The organism is Gordonia sp. i37 (assembly GCF_002043085.1).
Lineage (GTDB): Bacteria > Actinomycetota > Actinomycetes > Mycobacteriales > Mycobacteriaceae > Gordonia > Gordonia polyisoprenivorans.
This window is the reverse complement of record NZ_MVPX01000096.1, coordinates 1-14781: the sequence shown is the minus strand read 5'-3', so window position 1 is coordinate 14781 and position 14781 is coordinate 1. Positions and strand designations below refer to the sequence as shown.

At 67.6% G+C, this 14781-nt stretch carries 12 protein-coding genes; 7 read left to right on the top strand and 5 right to left on the bottom strand.

The window, feature by feature from the left end:
• Positions 1 to 16: 16 nt before the first annotated feature.
• Positions 17 to 517 carry a DUF4442 domain-containing protein gene (locus B1964_RS04235; protein WP_079928969.1) on the bottom strand — a complete coding sequence of 167 codons (501 nt, stop codon included), beginning with the start codon at positions 515 to 517 and terminating at the stop codon, positions 17 to 19.
• Positions 514 to 1470 carry a PDR/VanB family oxidoreductase gene (locus B1964_RS04230; protein ID WP_079928968.1) on the bottom strand — a complete coding sequence of 319 codons (957 nt, stop codon included), beginning with the start codon at positions 1468 to 1470 and terminating at the stop codon, positions 514 to 516. The genes B1964_RS04235 and B1964_RS04230 overlap by 4 nt, the downstream gene beginning before the upstream one ends.
• Positions 1471 to 1661: 191 nt before the next feature.
• Between B1964_RS04230 and B1964_RS04225 the strand changes: the two genes are divergently transcribed.
• The 7 genes from B1964_RS04225 (at position 1662) to B1964_RS04195 (ending at position 8390) form a co-directional block, all read left to right on the top strand.
• A complete protein-coding gene (locus B1964_RS04225; RefSeq protein WP_006368364.1) occupies positions 1662 to 2219 on the top strand; it encodes a DUF4442 domain-containing protein in 558 nt (185 codons plus the stop codon).
• Complete coding sequence (locus tag B1964_RS04220) at positions 2216 to 3100, top strand: alpha/beta fold hydrolase (protein WP_006368363.1); 885 nt, start codon at positions 2216 to 2218, stop codon at positions 3098 to 3100. The genes B1964_RS04225 and B1964_RS04220 overlap by 4 nt, the downstream gene beginning before the upstream one ends.
• Positions 3097 to 4278, top strand: coding sequence for an ABC transporter ATP-binding protein (locus B1964_RS04215; RefSeq protein ID WP_014361129.1), 1182 nt, complete (start codon positions 3097 to 3099; stop codon positions 4276 to 4278). Before B1964_RS04220 ends, B1964_RS04215 begins: the two co-directional genes overlap by 4 nt.
• Positions 4275 to 5660, top strand: a complete 1386-nt coding sequence (locus tag B1964_RS04210; protein WP_079928967.1) for an ABC transporter substrate-binding protein — start codon at positions 4275 to 4277, stop codon at positions 5658 to 5660. Before B1964_RS04215 ends, B1964_RS04210 begins: the two co-directional genes overlap by 4 nt.
• 12 nt (positions 5661 to 5672) lie before the next feature.
• Positions 5673 to 6533: a metallophosphoesterase gene (locus B1964_RS04205; protein WP_079928966.1), complete on the top strand. Its 861-nt coding sequence runs from the start codon at positions 5673 to 5675 to the stop codon at positions 6531 to 6533.
• Between the two features lie 137 nt (positions 6534 to 6670).
• The gene (locus B1964_RS04200) at positions 6671 to 7561 is read left to right on the top strand and encodes a sugar ABC transporter permease (protein ID WP_079928965.1); all 891 of its coding nucleotides are present in this window, start codon (positions 6671 to 6673) and stop codon (positions 7559 to 7561) included.
• A 55-nt stretch (positions 7562 to 7616) separates the two neighbouring features.
• Positions 7617 to 8390 (top strand): carbohydrate ABC transporter permease, encoded by a 774-nt coding sequence (locus B1964_RS04195; protein WP_006368358.1) that lies wholly within the window; start codon positions 7617 to 7619, stop codon positions 8388 to 8390.
• A 40-nt stretch (positions 8391 to 8430) separates the two neighbouring features.
• Here B1964_RS04195 and B1964_RS04190 read toward each other — a convergent pair whose 3' ends face one another.
• From B1964_RS04190 to B1964_RS04180, 3 genes are all read right to left on the bottom strand, one after another.
• Positions 8431 to 9999 (bottom strand): PfaD family polyunsaturated fatty acid/polyketide biosynthesis protein, encoded by a 1569-nt coding sequence (locus tag B1964_RS04190; RefSeq protein WP_079928964.1) that lies wholly within the window; start codon positions 9997 to 9999, stop codon positions 8431 to 8433.
• Positions 9996 to 12164: a beta-ketoacyl synthase gene (locus tag B1964_RS04185; RefSeq protein ID WP_079928963.1), complete on the bottom strand. Its 2169-nt coding sequence runs from the start codon at positions 12162 to 12164 to the stop codon at positions 9996 to 9998. The genes B1964_RS04190 and B1964_RS04185 overlap by 4 nt, the downstream gene beginning before the upstream one ends.
• The coding region (locus tag B1964_RS04180; protein WP_139765623.1) for an SDR family NAD(P)-dependent oxidoreductase at positions 12161 to 14781 on the bottom strand (2621 nt) is incomplete at its 5' end. The genes B1964_RS04180 and B1964_RS04185, both read right to left, overlap by 4 nt.

The window sequence follows — 14781 nt, the reverse complement described above, 5'->3', positions numbered from 1 at the left end:
CTGCGTGGATGGGTTCTCAGGAAATCTGGCAGACATAGTCGAAATAGACCTTGCCGACGACTGCGCCGCCCGGGTCGCGCAGGACCGCTTTCGCATCGACGTCGAGGCGTCCGGGTTCGCCACGGGCGGCCAGTTCCCGGACCGCACGGAGGTCGACGGTGGCGGTGGCGGTGATGGTTCCGGTCGCCGGGCGGGTGTAGACCGCGCGGCAGTCCCGCACGACCATCCACTCAACCCGCTCCAGGTGGGCGGCAGCGGTGCCGACAAACGCTGCTGCAGCACAGAACTCGGCACCCAGATACAGTGCGGCGGCGTGCACCGTGCCCACATGGTTGTGCAGATGCGTCACATCGGGGATCTGCGCCACCGCGCGCTCGGCATCGAGGTCGATGATGCGGATGTCGTTGTGTTCGGTATGTGGAGCCAGGCCGTTGGCCACCTCCCGCAACTTGGCGAAATCGGGATCCGAGCCTCCGAAGGGCACGAACGGCTCATAGGCCTTGCCGAAGAAGCTCATAGATCCAGCACCAGCCTCTCCGACGCTGCGCGCGACACGCAGACCATCATGGATCGCCCCGCCTGCCGCTCCGCGGCGGTGAGCACCGAATCCCGATGGACGATCTCACCCTCGAGTACCCCGGTCTCACAGCTCGCGCAGGTGCCCTCGCGGCACGAGGTCACCGGCGACACCCCCACCGCCTCCAGCGCATCGAGGATGCTCTGGTCGGCGCCGACGTCGACCGTGAGCCCCGAACTGGCCAGGCACACGGTGAAGGCCCGGGCGCCGTCATCCTCGACGATCTGCTTCGGGGTGAACCGTTCGGTGTGCACCGCGACATCGGGACCCGCGAGGTCCTCGACCGCTGCGATCAAACCCGCTGGGCCGCAGCAGTAGACCCGGGTACCCGGGCCCGCGTCGGCAAGGATGTCGGCAACCGGCAACGGCCCCAGTCGATCCTGTGGACGAACGCGCACCCGGGCCCCGTGGTCCCTCAGTTCGTCGAGGTAGGCCATCGATTCTTCGGACCGTCCGCCGTAATGCAGCTCCCACTCCGAGTCCCGTGAGGCGAGATCGGCGATCATCGGCAACAGCGGGGTGATGCCGATGCCGCCGGCCACGAAGACGTGGCGATCGGCGTCGGCGAGCGCGAAGTTGTTACGCGGCATCGAGATACGCAACTCGTCGCCGACGACGACGCTCTCGTGCAGGGTGATCGAGCCGCCCCTACCGTCGATCTCGCGGAGTACCGCGATCCGATATCTGTCACTGTCGGCGGGCGACGAGCACAGGGAGTACTGCCGCGGACCGATCCCGGGAACGTCGACGTCGATGTGGGCGCCCGGTGCCCACGTCGGCAGAGCCGATCCGCCGGGTGGGGTCAGGACCAGCTCGACGATGTCCGGCGTCAGCCGGCGACGGGTCTCGACCACCACGGACAGGGCTGCGTTGGCGGTGGATTGCGGGGGCATCGGATCTCCTCGACCGGCGACATTCGCCGATTGGCGACATCACCACGGTGACCGGGATTCGAGACGGCCGCATCACGGAGCGCTGCCCTTTGTTCGCGCGATTGGCAGTCTCTATCGATCACCCGCCGGCGGCGGCCGACCGCCGACACTGATCTGTGTTCCCGACCGGAAACGTCCCAAGGAGGACTGCTGTGACCGCAGAGACCGCGACTGAATCCGGGGAAGGACGCGTGTTGACCGACTTCGCCGCGGCCTTCCCCCAACTCGACTTCACCGCACCCGATTACGAGTACCTGCGCTCGGTTGCCACCGCCCTGGTCCCCTTCGGTGAGCTCGTCGGCACCGCCGTGACCGAGATTTCGGCGGAGCAGGCCGTGGTCACCATCGCAGCGGGTGAGTCGGTCACCAATCACATGGGGACCGTCCATGCGGGGGCCCAGTTCACCGCAGCGGACATCGCCGGCGCGTTGGCCTTCATCGGGGCTGCCGCCCCGCGGCTGTACACGATCGAACGTCTGGTCCTGCGTGCCGCCACCGTCACCTATCGCCGTCCGGCGCTCGGCGCGATCCGCGCGGTTGCCCACATCGACGAGCGTGAACTGCGATCGGTGCTCACCGCCGACGACGGCGGGCGCCATGACATCACCGCGAAGGCGGTCGTCCTCGACGACGCCGGGGTCGTCACCGCGAAGCTCGTCTTCGACTATGTGTGCGACGTCGTTGCGGCCACCCCCGGGAACAGCCGATGACCAGCGCACCGGCACCAACCCGTGAGGTCCTCGACGTCGTCACGACCGACGGCACCTCGTTCCGGCTGCATCTGTCGCCCGACCCGGGCGCGCCGACGGTGTTGGTGCTCCCGGCGATGGGCATGAAGGGCAAGCACTATCGCGGACTTGCCGATGCGATTGCCGCACAGGGCTTTGCCGTCGCGACGTGCGACCTGCGTGCCCAGGGCGAGTCCCGGCCCGCACTGGCCGACGCACCGAATTTCGGGTATCGGGAGATGCTGGAGATCGATCTCCCGGCGATCATCGACCGCCTCCGCGAGCACACCGGCACCGACGTCGTCCACCTCGTCGGCCACAGCCTCGGCGGCCAGTTGTCACTGCTGTACGCCGCCGCCCATCCGGATGCGATCGGCAGCGTCACCGTTGTCGCCACGGGAACGGTGTTCTGGCAGGCGTTCGATCGCCGCCGCCGGTTCGAGATCCTGTGGCAGACCCAGTGGATCGGGGCGGTCTCGCGCACCACCAAACGGTGGCCCGGTGGTGTGGCGATACCGGCCCCCATGGCGGGCGGCGTGATGACCGACTGGTCGATGCAGGCGTTGACCGGTCGGTACCGGGTCCGTGGTTCCGATATCGACTACAACGCCGCGTTGCGCACCTTGCAGCGCCCGGTGTTGATGATCTCCTTCGCCGGTGATCCGCTGGGCCCCAAGAGCACGGTCGACCATCTCGCCCGCCGGATGCCTGCGGCCTCGGTGAGCCACTGGCACGTGTCCGGCAGCGCACCCATCCGCTCCGGCGACCATTTCGCCTGGCTGAAGGATTCACCCGCGCTCGCCACCCAGGTTGCCGGGTGGTTCGACACGGCAATCGGTACGCGCCGACCGGAGCAGCAGTGAGCCGAATCGAGCTGGACTCCCTGACAAAGGCATTCGGCAATTCGCGGGCACTCGAATCGGTGGATCTGACGATCGGCGACGGGGAGTTCATCGTTTTCCTCGGGCCGAGCGGATGCGGCAAGTCCACCTTGCTGCGGACGATCGCGGGGCTCTCCGAGCCGACATCGGGTTCGGTCCGGATCGACGGACGCGATGTCACCGGCACGTCGCCGCGCGAGCGCAACCTCGCGATGGTCTTCCAGAGTTACGCGCTCTATCCGCATCTGTCCGTCGCGAAGAACATCGGCTTTCCGCTGCGTACCAGGCGGCTTCGACGTTCCGACATCGCCGCGCAGGTGGCCGACGCCGCCGAGTCGCTCCAACTGACACCGTTACTCAACCGGCGGCCGGCGGACCTGTCCGGCGGCCAGCGCCAACGGGTGGCCCTCGCCCGGGCGATGGTGCAGAAGCCGGGCGCCTACCTGATGGACGAACCGCTGTCGAACCTCGACGCCCAGTTGCGCTCGGCCACCCGCGGCGAGCTCATCGACCTCCATCGCCGCATGGGGGCGACGTTTCTCTACGTCACCCATGACCAGGTGGAGGCCATGACCATGGCCACCCGCATCGTGCTGCTCAATGCCGGTCGGGTCGAACAGGTGGGAACGCCGACGGAATTGTACGATCGTCCCGAATCCTCGTTTGTGGCAGCCTTTCTCGGCGCTCCTCCGATGTGTTTGTTCGACGCCGTCGCCGGCGGCCGCAACGGCCGGGTCGTCGTCGCCGCCGGCGGCCTGACGGTTCCGCTCGAATTACCCGCACCGACCGACTACTCCGCGCAACCGGTCACCGCAGGCATCCGACCCGAACGCATACGGCTGATCGCCGCGGCAGCACCGCGACCGACGGACGCGATCGAGGTCGGTGCGCGCGTCGGAACGATCGAGAACCTCGGCAGCGACGAGGTCGTGCACCTACGCGTCGGATCCACGGCTTTGCAGGCTCGCGTCGCGCGTCCGTGCGGCGTCCGGGAAGGCGATTCCGTGCGGCTCGCCATCGCCCCGCAGGACGTGCACCTCTTCGACCGGGTGTCGGGACGCCGACTGCACTGGGACCCCACCCCCTGCCCTCCACCCACCCGGACATCCGATCTCACCGAACCCGCCACACCATTCGTCTCCCAAGGAGCACTGTCATGAGAACCCATCTCCCCCTTCGTCATCTGGTGAGTGCCATCGCCGTGTGCTCGGCGGTGACGCTGTTCGCCTCCGCCTGCAGCATGGGCAGTTCGTCGGACGACACGACGACCTCGGCCGTCCCCGAGCTCGGTCCCGATCAGAAGGTCTCCATCGTTTTCGAGAGCTACAACTACGGTCTGGCCGGCGCCTGGACCGACACCTTCAACACGTTGATCGCCAATTTCACCAAGCAACACCCCAACATCACCGTCAAGGCGCAGAAGCCGCAGGGCAACAGCCCGAATCCGGCCGGTGACGCCGTGTCCAGCGTGCAGAGTCAGACCGTCGCCGGTTCTCCGCCCGACGTCGCCCAACTCGGCTTCGGCGATTTCGACTTCACCATCCATCAGCTCGGCGCGAAGCCGTTGTCCACGCTCTTCGGCGAGGCAGCCGTGCAGGCCAACTTCCAGGGCGACAAGTACCCGTATGCATCGGCGGTGCGGACGTTGGGCGACTCCGGCGGGGTCACCTACGGTATCCCGTTCGTCATGTCCACACCGGTGCTGTACTACAACGCCGACCTGTTCCGAGCCGCCGGGCTCGACCCGGCCAAGCCGCCCACCACCTGGGACGAGGTCGCCGCCGACGCCAAAGCCATTGCCACCAAAACCGGAAAGGGTGGCGCCTACCTCGACTGCCTGACGAAGTCGGCGACCGATTGGTGCTACCAGAGCCTCGTTCGCTCCGCCGGCGGACAGGTGATCTCCGACGACCGCAAGACGTTGTCGTTCGCCGATCCCGCCGCACTCACCGTGACCACGATGGCGCAGAACATGGTGAAGTCCGGTGCCACCCCCGTCTACACGCAACAGCAGGGATACGAGGCCTTCGCGCGCGGCGACATGGGCATGATCCTGGAGAGCAGTTCGCTGCAGGCCACCTTCCTCAAGGGTGCCAAGGGCAAGTGGGAGCTGCGCGCCGCCCCCCTGCCGGCCTTCGCCGGACACACGCCGGTACCCACCAATTCCGGTGTGGCGCTGTACACCTTTGCGAAGGACCCGGCCAAACAGCGCGCTGCCTGGGAACTGATCGAATACCTCACCGGCAATGAGGCGTTCACGACAATCGCCAAGGGCATCGGCTACCTTCCGTTGCGCACCGGACTGGTGAATGATCCTGCCTACCTCGCCGATTGGGCCTCGAAGAATCGCGCGCTGTTGACCCCGAATCTGGAGCAACTCGAGAAGATCAAGCCCTGGATGTCGATGCCGGGCAACAGCTACAAACAGATTCAGACCAATCTGATGACCGCGGTCGAGTCGTCGGTGTATCAGGGCGCCGACCCACGTGTCGTGCTCACCGACGCACAAAACCAATCGACGCGCCTTCTCCCGGCGAGCTGAGGACGGCTTTCGATGACACCCGACTGCACCATCGTCCACCTCACCGATACCCACATCGTCGCACCGGGTTGCCTGGTCCGCGATGTCGTCGACACCGCGGACAACCTTCGCACCGTCCTCGATCGCATCATCGCGACCGGACGCACTGTCGATGTGCTCCTGCTGACCGGCGACCTCACCGACACCGGCGATCCACTCGCCTATCGCCGGCTTCGCGAGATCGTCGAACCGGCCGCCGCGACTTTGGACGCACAGATCATCTATGCGCTGGGGAACCACGACTCACACAGCGCTTTTCGGACTGAACTGGTACCCGAGCCGAGCAGCTCCGACGCGTCGGGGCCCTCGTTCGACACCGTTGCCGACCTCGCGAACGTGCGTGTGATCACGATGGACAGCACCCTTCCGGGCCGACACGACGGCGGACTGAGCGCCGATCAACTGTCGTGGCTGGCAGCACAATTGGCAACACCGAGCCGCTCGGGCACCACGGTGCTCGCGATGCATCACCCGCCGCTGCGATCGGCGATCGATCCCGTCGACGCGCTGCGACTGCGTGATCCCGAAGATCTCGCCGAGGTGATCGCCGGCAGCGAGGTTCGGATGATCCTGTGCGGCCACGCACATCTCACCGGCACCGGGGCGCTGGCGGGTGTTCCGATCTGGATCGGTCCGGCGATGTCGTACCGGATCGATCCGTTCGCTCCACTCGGTCGGCACCGCGGTTGGGTCGGTTACGGATTCACCAGGGTCGATGTACTCGACGGCTCGGTGGTGGCGACCGCCGTCGAGGAGACGCCGACCACCGCCGTCTACGACACCGACGAGGAGCAGACACTGGCCACACTGCGCGAACTCGCGCACGAGGTGTGAGGAGAGTGTTCGTCGAGTCACCGCCCGCGCCGAGCACCTCAGAACCCGCCGACACCCGGCCCACGGACATCCGGCCCGATCCCGCGCCTGGCGTCGACTCCGTCCCTGGCGCCGGTTCCGCAGGAAGGCGCTCGGGTGTGTCCGCGCGCGCACGACGCGTGATCGGTTCGGCCACCCCGTATCTGTATCTCACCCCCGCGCTCGCGATGCTGGTGATCTGGACCTACCGGCCGCTGGCGCAGGCCGTGCAGTTGTCCTTCTATTCCTGGAACCTCTTGCCCACCAGCCCGATGGTCGCCGTGGGCACCGAGAACTACCGACGCCTCGTCGATGTGCCGGAGGTCGGCGACTCACTCTGGCGCACAGTGGAGATCATCGTCGGGCTGCTTCCGTTCTCACTCATCCTGCCGGTGATCGTGGCGTTGGCGACCCGTCACGTGACCGGCCGGATGCGGGTGTTCTATCAGGCGATCATCTTCGCCCCGTTCCTCGTCGCTCCGGTCGCCTCGGCCGCGGTGTGGCGCTGGCTGGGCGAGCCCGAGTCCGGCGCGATCAATCGCGTTCTCGGTCTGCACGTGAACTGGATCAACGACACCCGCACCGCGCAGCTGGCGATCATCGTCATCACCGGTTGGCATGTCCTCGGTTTCGCGGTGCTCGTGGTCTCGGCCGGCATTTCCGGCATCAACCCCGACTACCACGACGCCGCCCGGGTCGACGGCGCCACCCGCGGGCAGATCGACCGCTGGATCACCCTGCCCCTGTTGTCGCCGTCGCTGGTCCTACTGGCATTGCTGACCGTGTTGCTCAGCGCCCAGTGGACCTTCCCACTGGTCGACACGCTCACCCAGGGTGGCCCATCGGGAGCCACCACCAACATCTATTACCTGCTGTGGGAGTACGGCTTCCAGACCTTCGACGCCGGCATGAGCGCGGCGGTCGGGATCGTTGTCTTCTTGTGTTTCGGCGTCCTCGCCGCCATCCTCGTCCGCCTCTCCGAACGGGCCACCTTCCATGACGACAAGTAGTCACACCACACCACACCACGACCGGGGCACCGGTGCCCGCGTGCGCGGACATCTCGTGCTCGCGAGTATCGCGCTGGTGTGCGGATTCCCCATCTATTGGCTCGTGGCGACGTCATTGCGCCGCCCCGAGGACCAGTACTCCCTGCGCCCGGTACCCTGGCCGCTCTCGTTGGAGAACTACGCCGATGCCGCCGCGCAAACACATGTGGTCACCCTGCTGGCCAACACGTTTGCCGTCGCCGCCGGGTCGACGATCGCCCAACTGCTCATCGCCCTGCTGGCCGCCTACGCCTTCTCGATGTACGAGTTCCGCGGGAAGCGCCTGCTGTTCGTTGCCTTCGTCGGGACCTGGCTGGTCCCCTTCCAGGTGACCATGCTCCCCAATTACGTTCTGCTCCAGCAGCTCGGCATGCTCAACACCCTTGTCGGCGTCATGATGCCCACCCTGTGTTCGGCGCTGGCGGTACTCATGTTGCGCCAGCACATGGATTCGTTCCCGAAGGAATTGATCGCCGCGGCCCGCATGGACGGCCGTACGTCGTGGACCATTTTGTGGACCGTCGTCGTCCCCAACCTCCGGCCGGCTCTCGCCGCCCTGTCGATCCTGCTGTTCATCAACGCCTGGAACGAGTACTTCTGGCCTGCGGTTGTCCTGCAGCGTACGAGTTCGGTTGTCCAGCTCGGGCTTCGGAGCTTCATGACGGCCGAGGGCACCGACTGGGGCGCGATGATGGCACTCGCCGGTATGTCGTGCCTGCCGGTGTTCGTACTCTATCTGCTGTTGCAGCGCCACATCGTCAACGCGTTCGTGCGCTCGGGCCTGAAGTAGACCCGAGCGCCAGCGATGTCACCGCGAGTGCGGCGACGCCTCACACCTGCGGCCGTACCGCCGTCACCGATCCGGGCAGCCGTACCCCGGCGGTGCGCAGCGCCGCCACCCGCGTGACGATCGCGGTGCCCCGCATCAGCTCTGCGGCCACCTCGGCGACCCTCCGTTCCCCGACATCACGGAGCCGGGTGTCGGCCACCCAGCGATTGAACGCCCCGAGCGCCGGACCGCACCAGATCTGATAGTCGGCGACCCGCTCGGCGTCGCCACGGATCGCCCAGCCCGACGACAGTCCCAGATACCAGCGGAAGATCAGCGCCATCCGTCGTTTCGGGTCGTCTGCGGCGACGGCGAGTTGGCGTGGATCTCGTTGCGTGAAGTAGTCGACGCACTCTGCCCACACCTCGTCACACGGGCGTCGGAGAATGGTCTCCTCGATCTCCCGGCGTGTCTCGGGCGGCATCGACTCGATCCCGTCATGGTCACGATAGAACTCGAAGAGCCGGTTGGCCCGGGCCGCGAACATCGTTCCGCGGCGCAGGACCTGCACCTGCACGCCCATCTCGAACATGTCCGATGAGGCGGCCATCGCCACATCGGACACATCGGCGGTGCCGAGAAAACGCTTGGCCGTTGCCGATTGGTCGGCTTCGACGCATGCCTGGTTGATCGATCCGGTCACGACGTAGGCTGCACCCATCGCGAACGCGCCGGCCAGCGCGGTCGGGGTTCCGAGCCCGCCTGCGGCACCCACTCGGACCGAGGCGGCGGCGGGGAACTCCGATGCCACGCGATCCCGAGTCGCGATGAGGTCGGGCAGCAATACCGGTAGCGGCCGACGATCGGTGTGTCCGCCGGAGTCGGCCTCGGCGGTGATGTCGTCGGCGACCGGGATGCGCCGCGCCCACTGCCCCTGTTCGGCCGTGATGTGGCCGTCGGCGACGAGGGCGTCGATCATCGTCGGTGGCGCCGGACGGAGAAACAATTCGGCGACCTCCGAGCGGGAGACCTTGGCGATCAGACGATGTCGTGGCGTCACCCCGTCGGGGCCGAGGTGGAGTCCGGCCAATCGGTACCGGAGGATCGCCGGGGTCAGCGACATGAATGCCGACGCCTCGACGCAGCGCACCCCGTGTCGCAGGCAGGCATCGACGATGGCGTCCTCCAGAGCCGGCTCGCTGGGGCTGTGGATCAGGTTGCACGCGTAGGGAGAGTCACCGAGGGTTGCCGACAACTCGGCCAGCGCGGCGTCCACGCGTCGCGGCAGCACGCCGGCCGCGCCGTACGAGGCGAGATAACCGGCGCGCGACATCGCCACCACCATGGACACCGAGGAGATCCCGTTGGCCATCGACCCCGCCGCGTATGCCGACCGCACACCGTGGAATCGTCGGAACTCGCTGTCCCCCAGCATCTGCGGCGACAGTGGCGGCACCGCTGCCAGCACCTGCGCGTCTGTCGCGGCCGATGTCGCACCGAGGCCGCGTGTGCCCCGCACGATCCGGCACGGCTGCTCGAGGTCGTGCAGAACGGCTCGGATCGTCGCCGTGGTGTGGGCGATGGTGCCGTCGGTGCCCGACGGCACGCCGGATTGTGTGGTGAGGGTCATCGCTGGATGGCCTTTCGGTCATGGAGTTCGATTCCGAGATCGGTCAGTTCGTAGATGCGCAATCCCGGTTTCCACAGGGAGGCGTCGACGACGACCACCACCGCGTGCTCACCGACGTGCACCGATTTGATGTGCACCTCCACCTCGCAGTGTTCGTCGGAGGGCAGGAACTGTCCGCGGTACTTCCAGTCGAACGCGACTCCGGTGGGGATGGCGAATCCGGGTTCTGCGTAATCGCTCCCGTGGCCGGCGTCGATCATCCATTCCTGAACGGCCTGGACGACCGTCTCCACGCCGAGTGATCCGGGAATCACCGGATCGAGGTGGAAGTGCCGATCGAAGTACCAATCGTGGGGATCGATCGGCCGGATCAGGTGAAGACAGCCCAGGCCGAATTCGCCGCCGTCGTCGACGACATCAACCCAGTCGAGCAGGGCGAGCTTGCCCACCGAACGCGGCATCCGGTCGGTGGCGCCGCGGCGCGCGGCAACGTCGATGCGCCGGGTGCGCGGCCGGATCTGTTGCGCGGCAATCCAGCTGGGACGAGTGGCGCCGGCATCGAGCCCGGTCTGGGTGGCCAGCGCCTCGTCGCTGAAGTAGCCGAACAGCGTCTCGCCGCTGTAGAGGGTTTCGCCGTCGACGCTCAGCGTGTAGTCGAAGGTCTGCAACGACGATCCGGGCAGGATCGTGGTGGACAGCAATCGCGAGTGTTGACAGATCGTCTTGTCGCGGAGGTCGACCTGACGGTGCAGTGTCGCGGTCCCACCGAGATTGCGCAGACTGGCGGTTGCGTGTGGGTCGACGAGCGTCGGCCCGGCGTAGTACCCCATCAACAGGGCCGCCTGCAGGGACGTCTCCATGAAGACGAAATGCGGCATCGACTCGTTGGCCGTGTCGGCGAAATACCACGAGTCGGCCGGCGCGTCGTACTCGGTGTTATACGCCGCAGGACCGAATTCCGCTGTTTGCCTGCTGTTCTCATTTCCCGAGTAGTCGACGACCCGGTCGACCAGCAGCAGACCCCCGGTGGGCAATCGGGTGGCGCGACGGCCGGTGTACACGCCGAACTCGGGACCGAGCGCGAGTGCCTGGTCCCCACGCGACAGGTGCGCCATGTGGAATTCGTTGAGCAGGACATGACGACCGTCCCGACTGGTCCGGGCCGACGGGGACGGCGCACCGCCACCGGCTCGGGGACCGACGTGGGTTCCGGGGCCCTCGCGGAGAAGGACCTCGACCTGACCGTGATCGTCCTGGGCCACTCCGTTATCGGTCACCCCGGCGTCGGTCACCCCGGCGTCAGCCGCCACGACCTCGGCCACGAGATGTGGGCGCGGAAGCAGATCGATCTCGCGGATCTCGAGCCGGAAGGGCCCGGCGGGGAGATCGTGCGACGACCTCAGGGCGACGTGAGCGGTCGGGTTCGGCAGGCAGTCCGGCAATCCGACGAGAGCCGCGAAGATCACCGCCGCGACCTTCACCGCATCCTGCGGCGCGGCTCCGCGGGCCGGTGTGGCACTCAGGGCGCCCAGGCCGCGGGAGCCACCACGCACGGAGATGTCGGTGACGACGTCGACGGCCACCGGTCCGGGGTATCCGGCCCGCGAGAGCAGTGCGGGCAGTTCGCCGGGACGCAGGGTTGTCGCCGAGGGACGGGTGAGAGGCTTGAACGCGCCTTCCGGCGCACTCGTGAGTGCTCCCGCCCGATGGTTGCCACCCGACCCGTGTGTGTCGCCCGACGCCGGCGACGGTGGTTCAGAAGCACTGCGCGAGAATCGATTTCCGGACAGTGCGCGATCGACGAGGGCGCGCTGCAATGCCGTCTGTGCCCGTAGGGCCGCGCGATGTGCCGAGAGCACCCCGGCGGCGAGGTCGGCGACCGAACCCGTCATCAGCCCCGGCGCACCCACCGGGCCCGCTCCCCCCGCCGGACCGGTACGGGCCGCGGGGATCGGGGCGACCCGGGTGGATACCGGCTCGACGGATTCGTCGTCTCTCGGCGCCTGCGGCGAACCACCGGCGAACGGGTCGAACACCGGGCCGTCGAAGGCGATCAGGTCGAGAGCGCCGTCGTCGTCGAATGTGGTGTCGTCGAAACCGGTCTGTTCGACCGTGGTCTCATGAAGAGTGGTCTCGTCAAAAGTGGTCTCGTCAAAAGTGGTCATGGATTCCATTGCCTCACTGAGTCACTGAACTTGTCGGAGAGATCGGCGGTGGTGACCACCGTGACGTCACCGAGGTGCGCGAGCATCGTGTGTGCGGTGTCGTAGACGGTGACGTCACAGATCACCCGGGTGTCGGCGACCCTCGGGTGGCCGGCGACCACCAGGAACGGGTCGGTATCGGGCAGTGGGTGGAGGTGGGTCCACGCACCCACTCCGAGCGGCAACCAGGCCCCACCACGGAGCTGATGGCCCAGCACCGGCGGTACCTGCAGCACCAGATCGGCGAGTACGGAATCGTGCAGGGCACCTCGATAGGCGTCGATGATCACCGAATCGTCCTTCGGATCGACCGGTTGCGGACGTGAGCACTCGACAATCACCGTGTCCGGGGACGGCCGCCAGATCTGCCGCATGCCCTGCAGCGCGGGCCCGTGGAACTGGACTGCATCGCAATACAATTCGTTGCCCGAGGCCCCCGTGCCGAAGTCGTCGGGCAACGCCACGACCGATCGGTCCGGTCCGGGGGCCGAATCGAAGAGGTTCGCCCGATACCGCGGTACCGGGCCTCGATCGGCGGCGGTGGTGATCGATGCGACGAGCCGGCCCTGTGCGGGAACGATCTCGACGTTCGGCGCCTCGAGTGGAGCATCGTCGAACACGATGCCGCGCAACACCTCGAATCCCTCGACGCGGCGGATTGTCCGTCCCGGCGCACTTCGTTCGGCCACGCCGATCATCGCACCGATGGCGAAGGTCGCAGGCAGAACCGGATGCGCACCGATGCGGTGTGCCAGCAGCACAGGCTGCCGCGCGAGTTCGGTGAGCGAACGAACGACCTCCACCGACCGGTCGGGTTCGATTGTGGGGCAGAGGGATGCGTCTTCCCCGATGAGAACCGCGGTGTCGTCGCGTCGGTGCTGCCCGTACTGCTCGGTGAAGGCACGCACGCCGACCTCCGGCGGTAGTAGGGTCACCCCACGCGCCACGAAGTGGGCACGAAGCGACTCGTCGACCATCCCGGCGTCCCACGCTCCCCAGTCGATCGCGGTCACGTGACGGTCGGGGTGGCGAGCCTTCCACCGCGCGGCGAAGCGCACCAGCGCCTCATTCGCCACGGCGTAGTCGGCCTGTCCGGCATTGCCGTACAGGCCCGCGACCGAGGTGAACAGCACCAGGCTCCGCAGTGGTGAGTCGTCGGCATCGGCACCCAGCGCATCGAGGAGGGCACCGAGACCGAGGAGTTTCGGCGCGAACACCGAGCGGATCTGGTCGCGTGTCTTCGACATCAGAGGTGCATCGGCGAGCACTCCCGCACCGTGCACGACAGCGGTGATCTCCGCTCGGAGCGGGGCCAGCGCGGCAGAAACCGACTCCGCATCGGCGATGTCGGCACTGACGTAGCGCACCCGAGGCGACGAGCCGTCGGTGCCGAGTCGGCGCAGGAGCGCGGCGATCTCACGTCCGGCCAGCACTGCGGCACAGGACCTCCCGATCTCGGCCGGTGTCGGACGAGAGGAGGCCATCGCAGCGATGGCTGCGGCACGCAGCCCGGCGTCGGCGACACCCCGCGCCCATTCCGGTTCGTCCGCGAGGAGGGTGCGGCCCATCAGGACGAACCGTGCGTCGCAGCGTTCGGCGAGCGCCTCGACACACAGCGCGGTGATGCCACGTGCACCACCACTGACCACCACCACGTCGTCGGCCGTGAGCCGGTCGACCTCCGGGTTCTCCGCGATCGGCGTCGACGAGTGTCGGTGGTGGCCCCGGTGCGGCACCAGGGTGCGCCGCCGCCCCGCTGCGTCGATCCCCACCTCGACGACGTCGGTCGCGCCGTCGGTGATCTCGGCCAGCACGTGTCTCGCACACCCCTGCGCGTCGAGCCGCTCATCCACGTCGAGCGCCCGGACGAAGAGCGCAGGATGTTCGGCCGCAACCGTTTTCACCAGACCGCCTACTCCGGCGACACTCGCCGACACCGCGTCCGGAAGTGGGCCGCAGCCGCGCAGCACGTCAGCCGGTGCGAGCCCGAGGTGACCGTCCACCGCGGTGACGGTCACCAGCCCGGCACGACGTCCGGTGTGCTCGGCCCGTGTGACGAGCCCCTCCACCACGGTGCCGGCGGCGAGAATCGCCTCCTCGAGCCGGGCGGCCGTCTCGGCCAGTCCACCCATCGCCGACGCATCCTCATCGGTCCCGGTGGGGAGCACCATCACGCACAGGTCCATCGGTTCTGGCACCACCGAATCGTCGCTCGGGGCGCCCGAGTGGTCGGTGGCGTCGGGGGCGTCGACGACCGGTCGGGTCGACTCGGCGACCCGCCAGCCGTCGGCCCGCAATGCCTCGGCGATGGCTTGCGCCCGGTCGTCGAAGACCCCGATGCCGAGGACCACGGCGACGGGCTGGTCGCCGAATGGGCGGACGGCGCGATCGATCGGCGGCAGCTCCGCCGTCGCGATGAAGTGACGCCGAACAGCGGAGTCCGACGTCGGTGCCCCGTCACGCGGGGCCTCACCTTTTGGGTCGGCATCACCACCGGTGGTCAGCAGCGCGACGATCTGATCGAGGGAGCGGGCCGTACCGAGTTGTTCCGGACCCAAGCTCGGCAGCTGCGGGAACC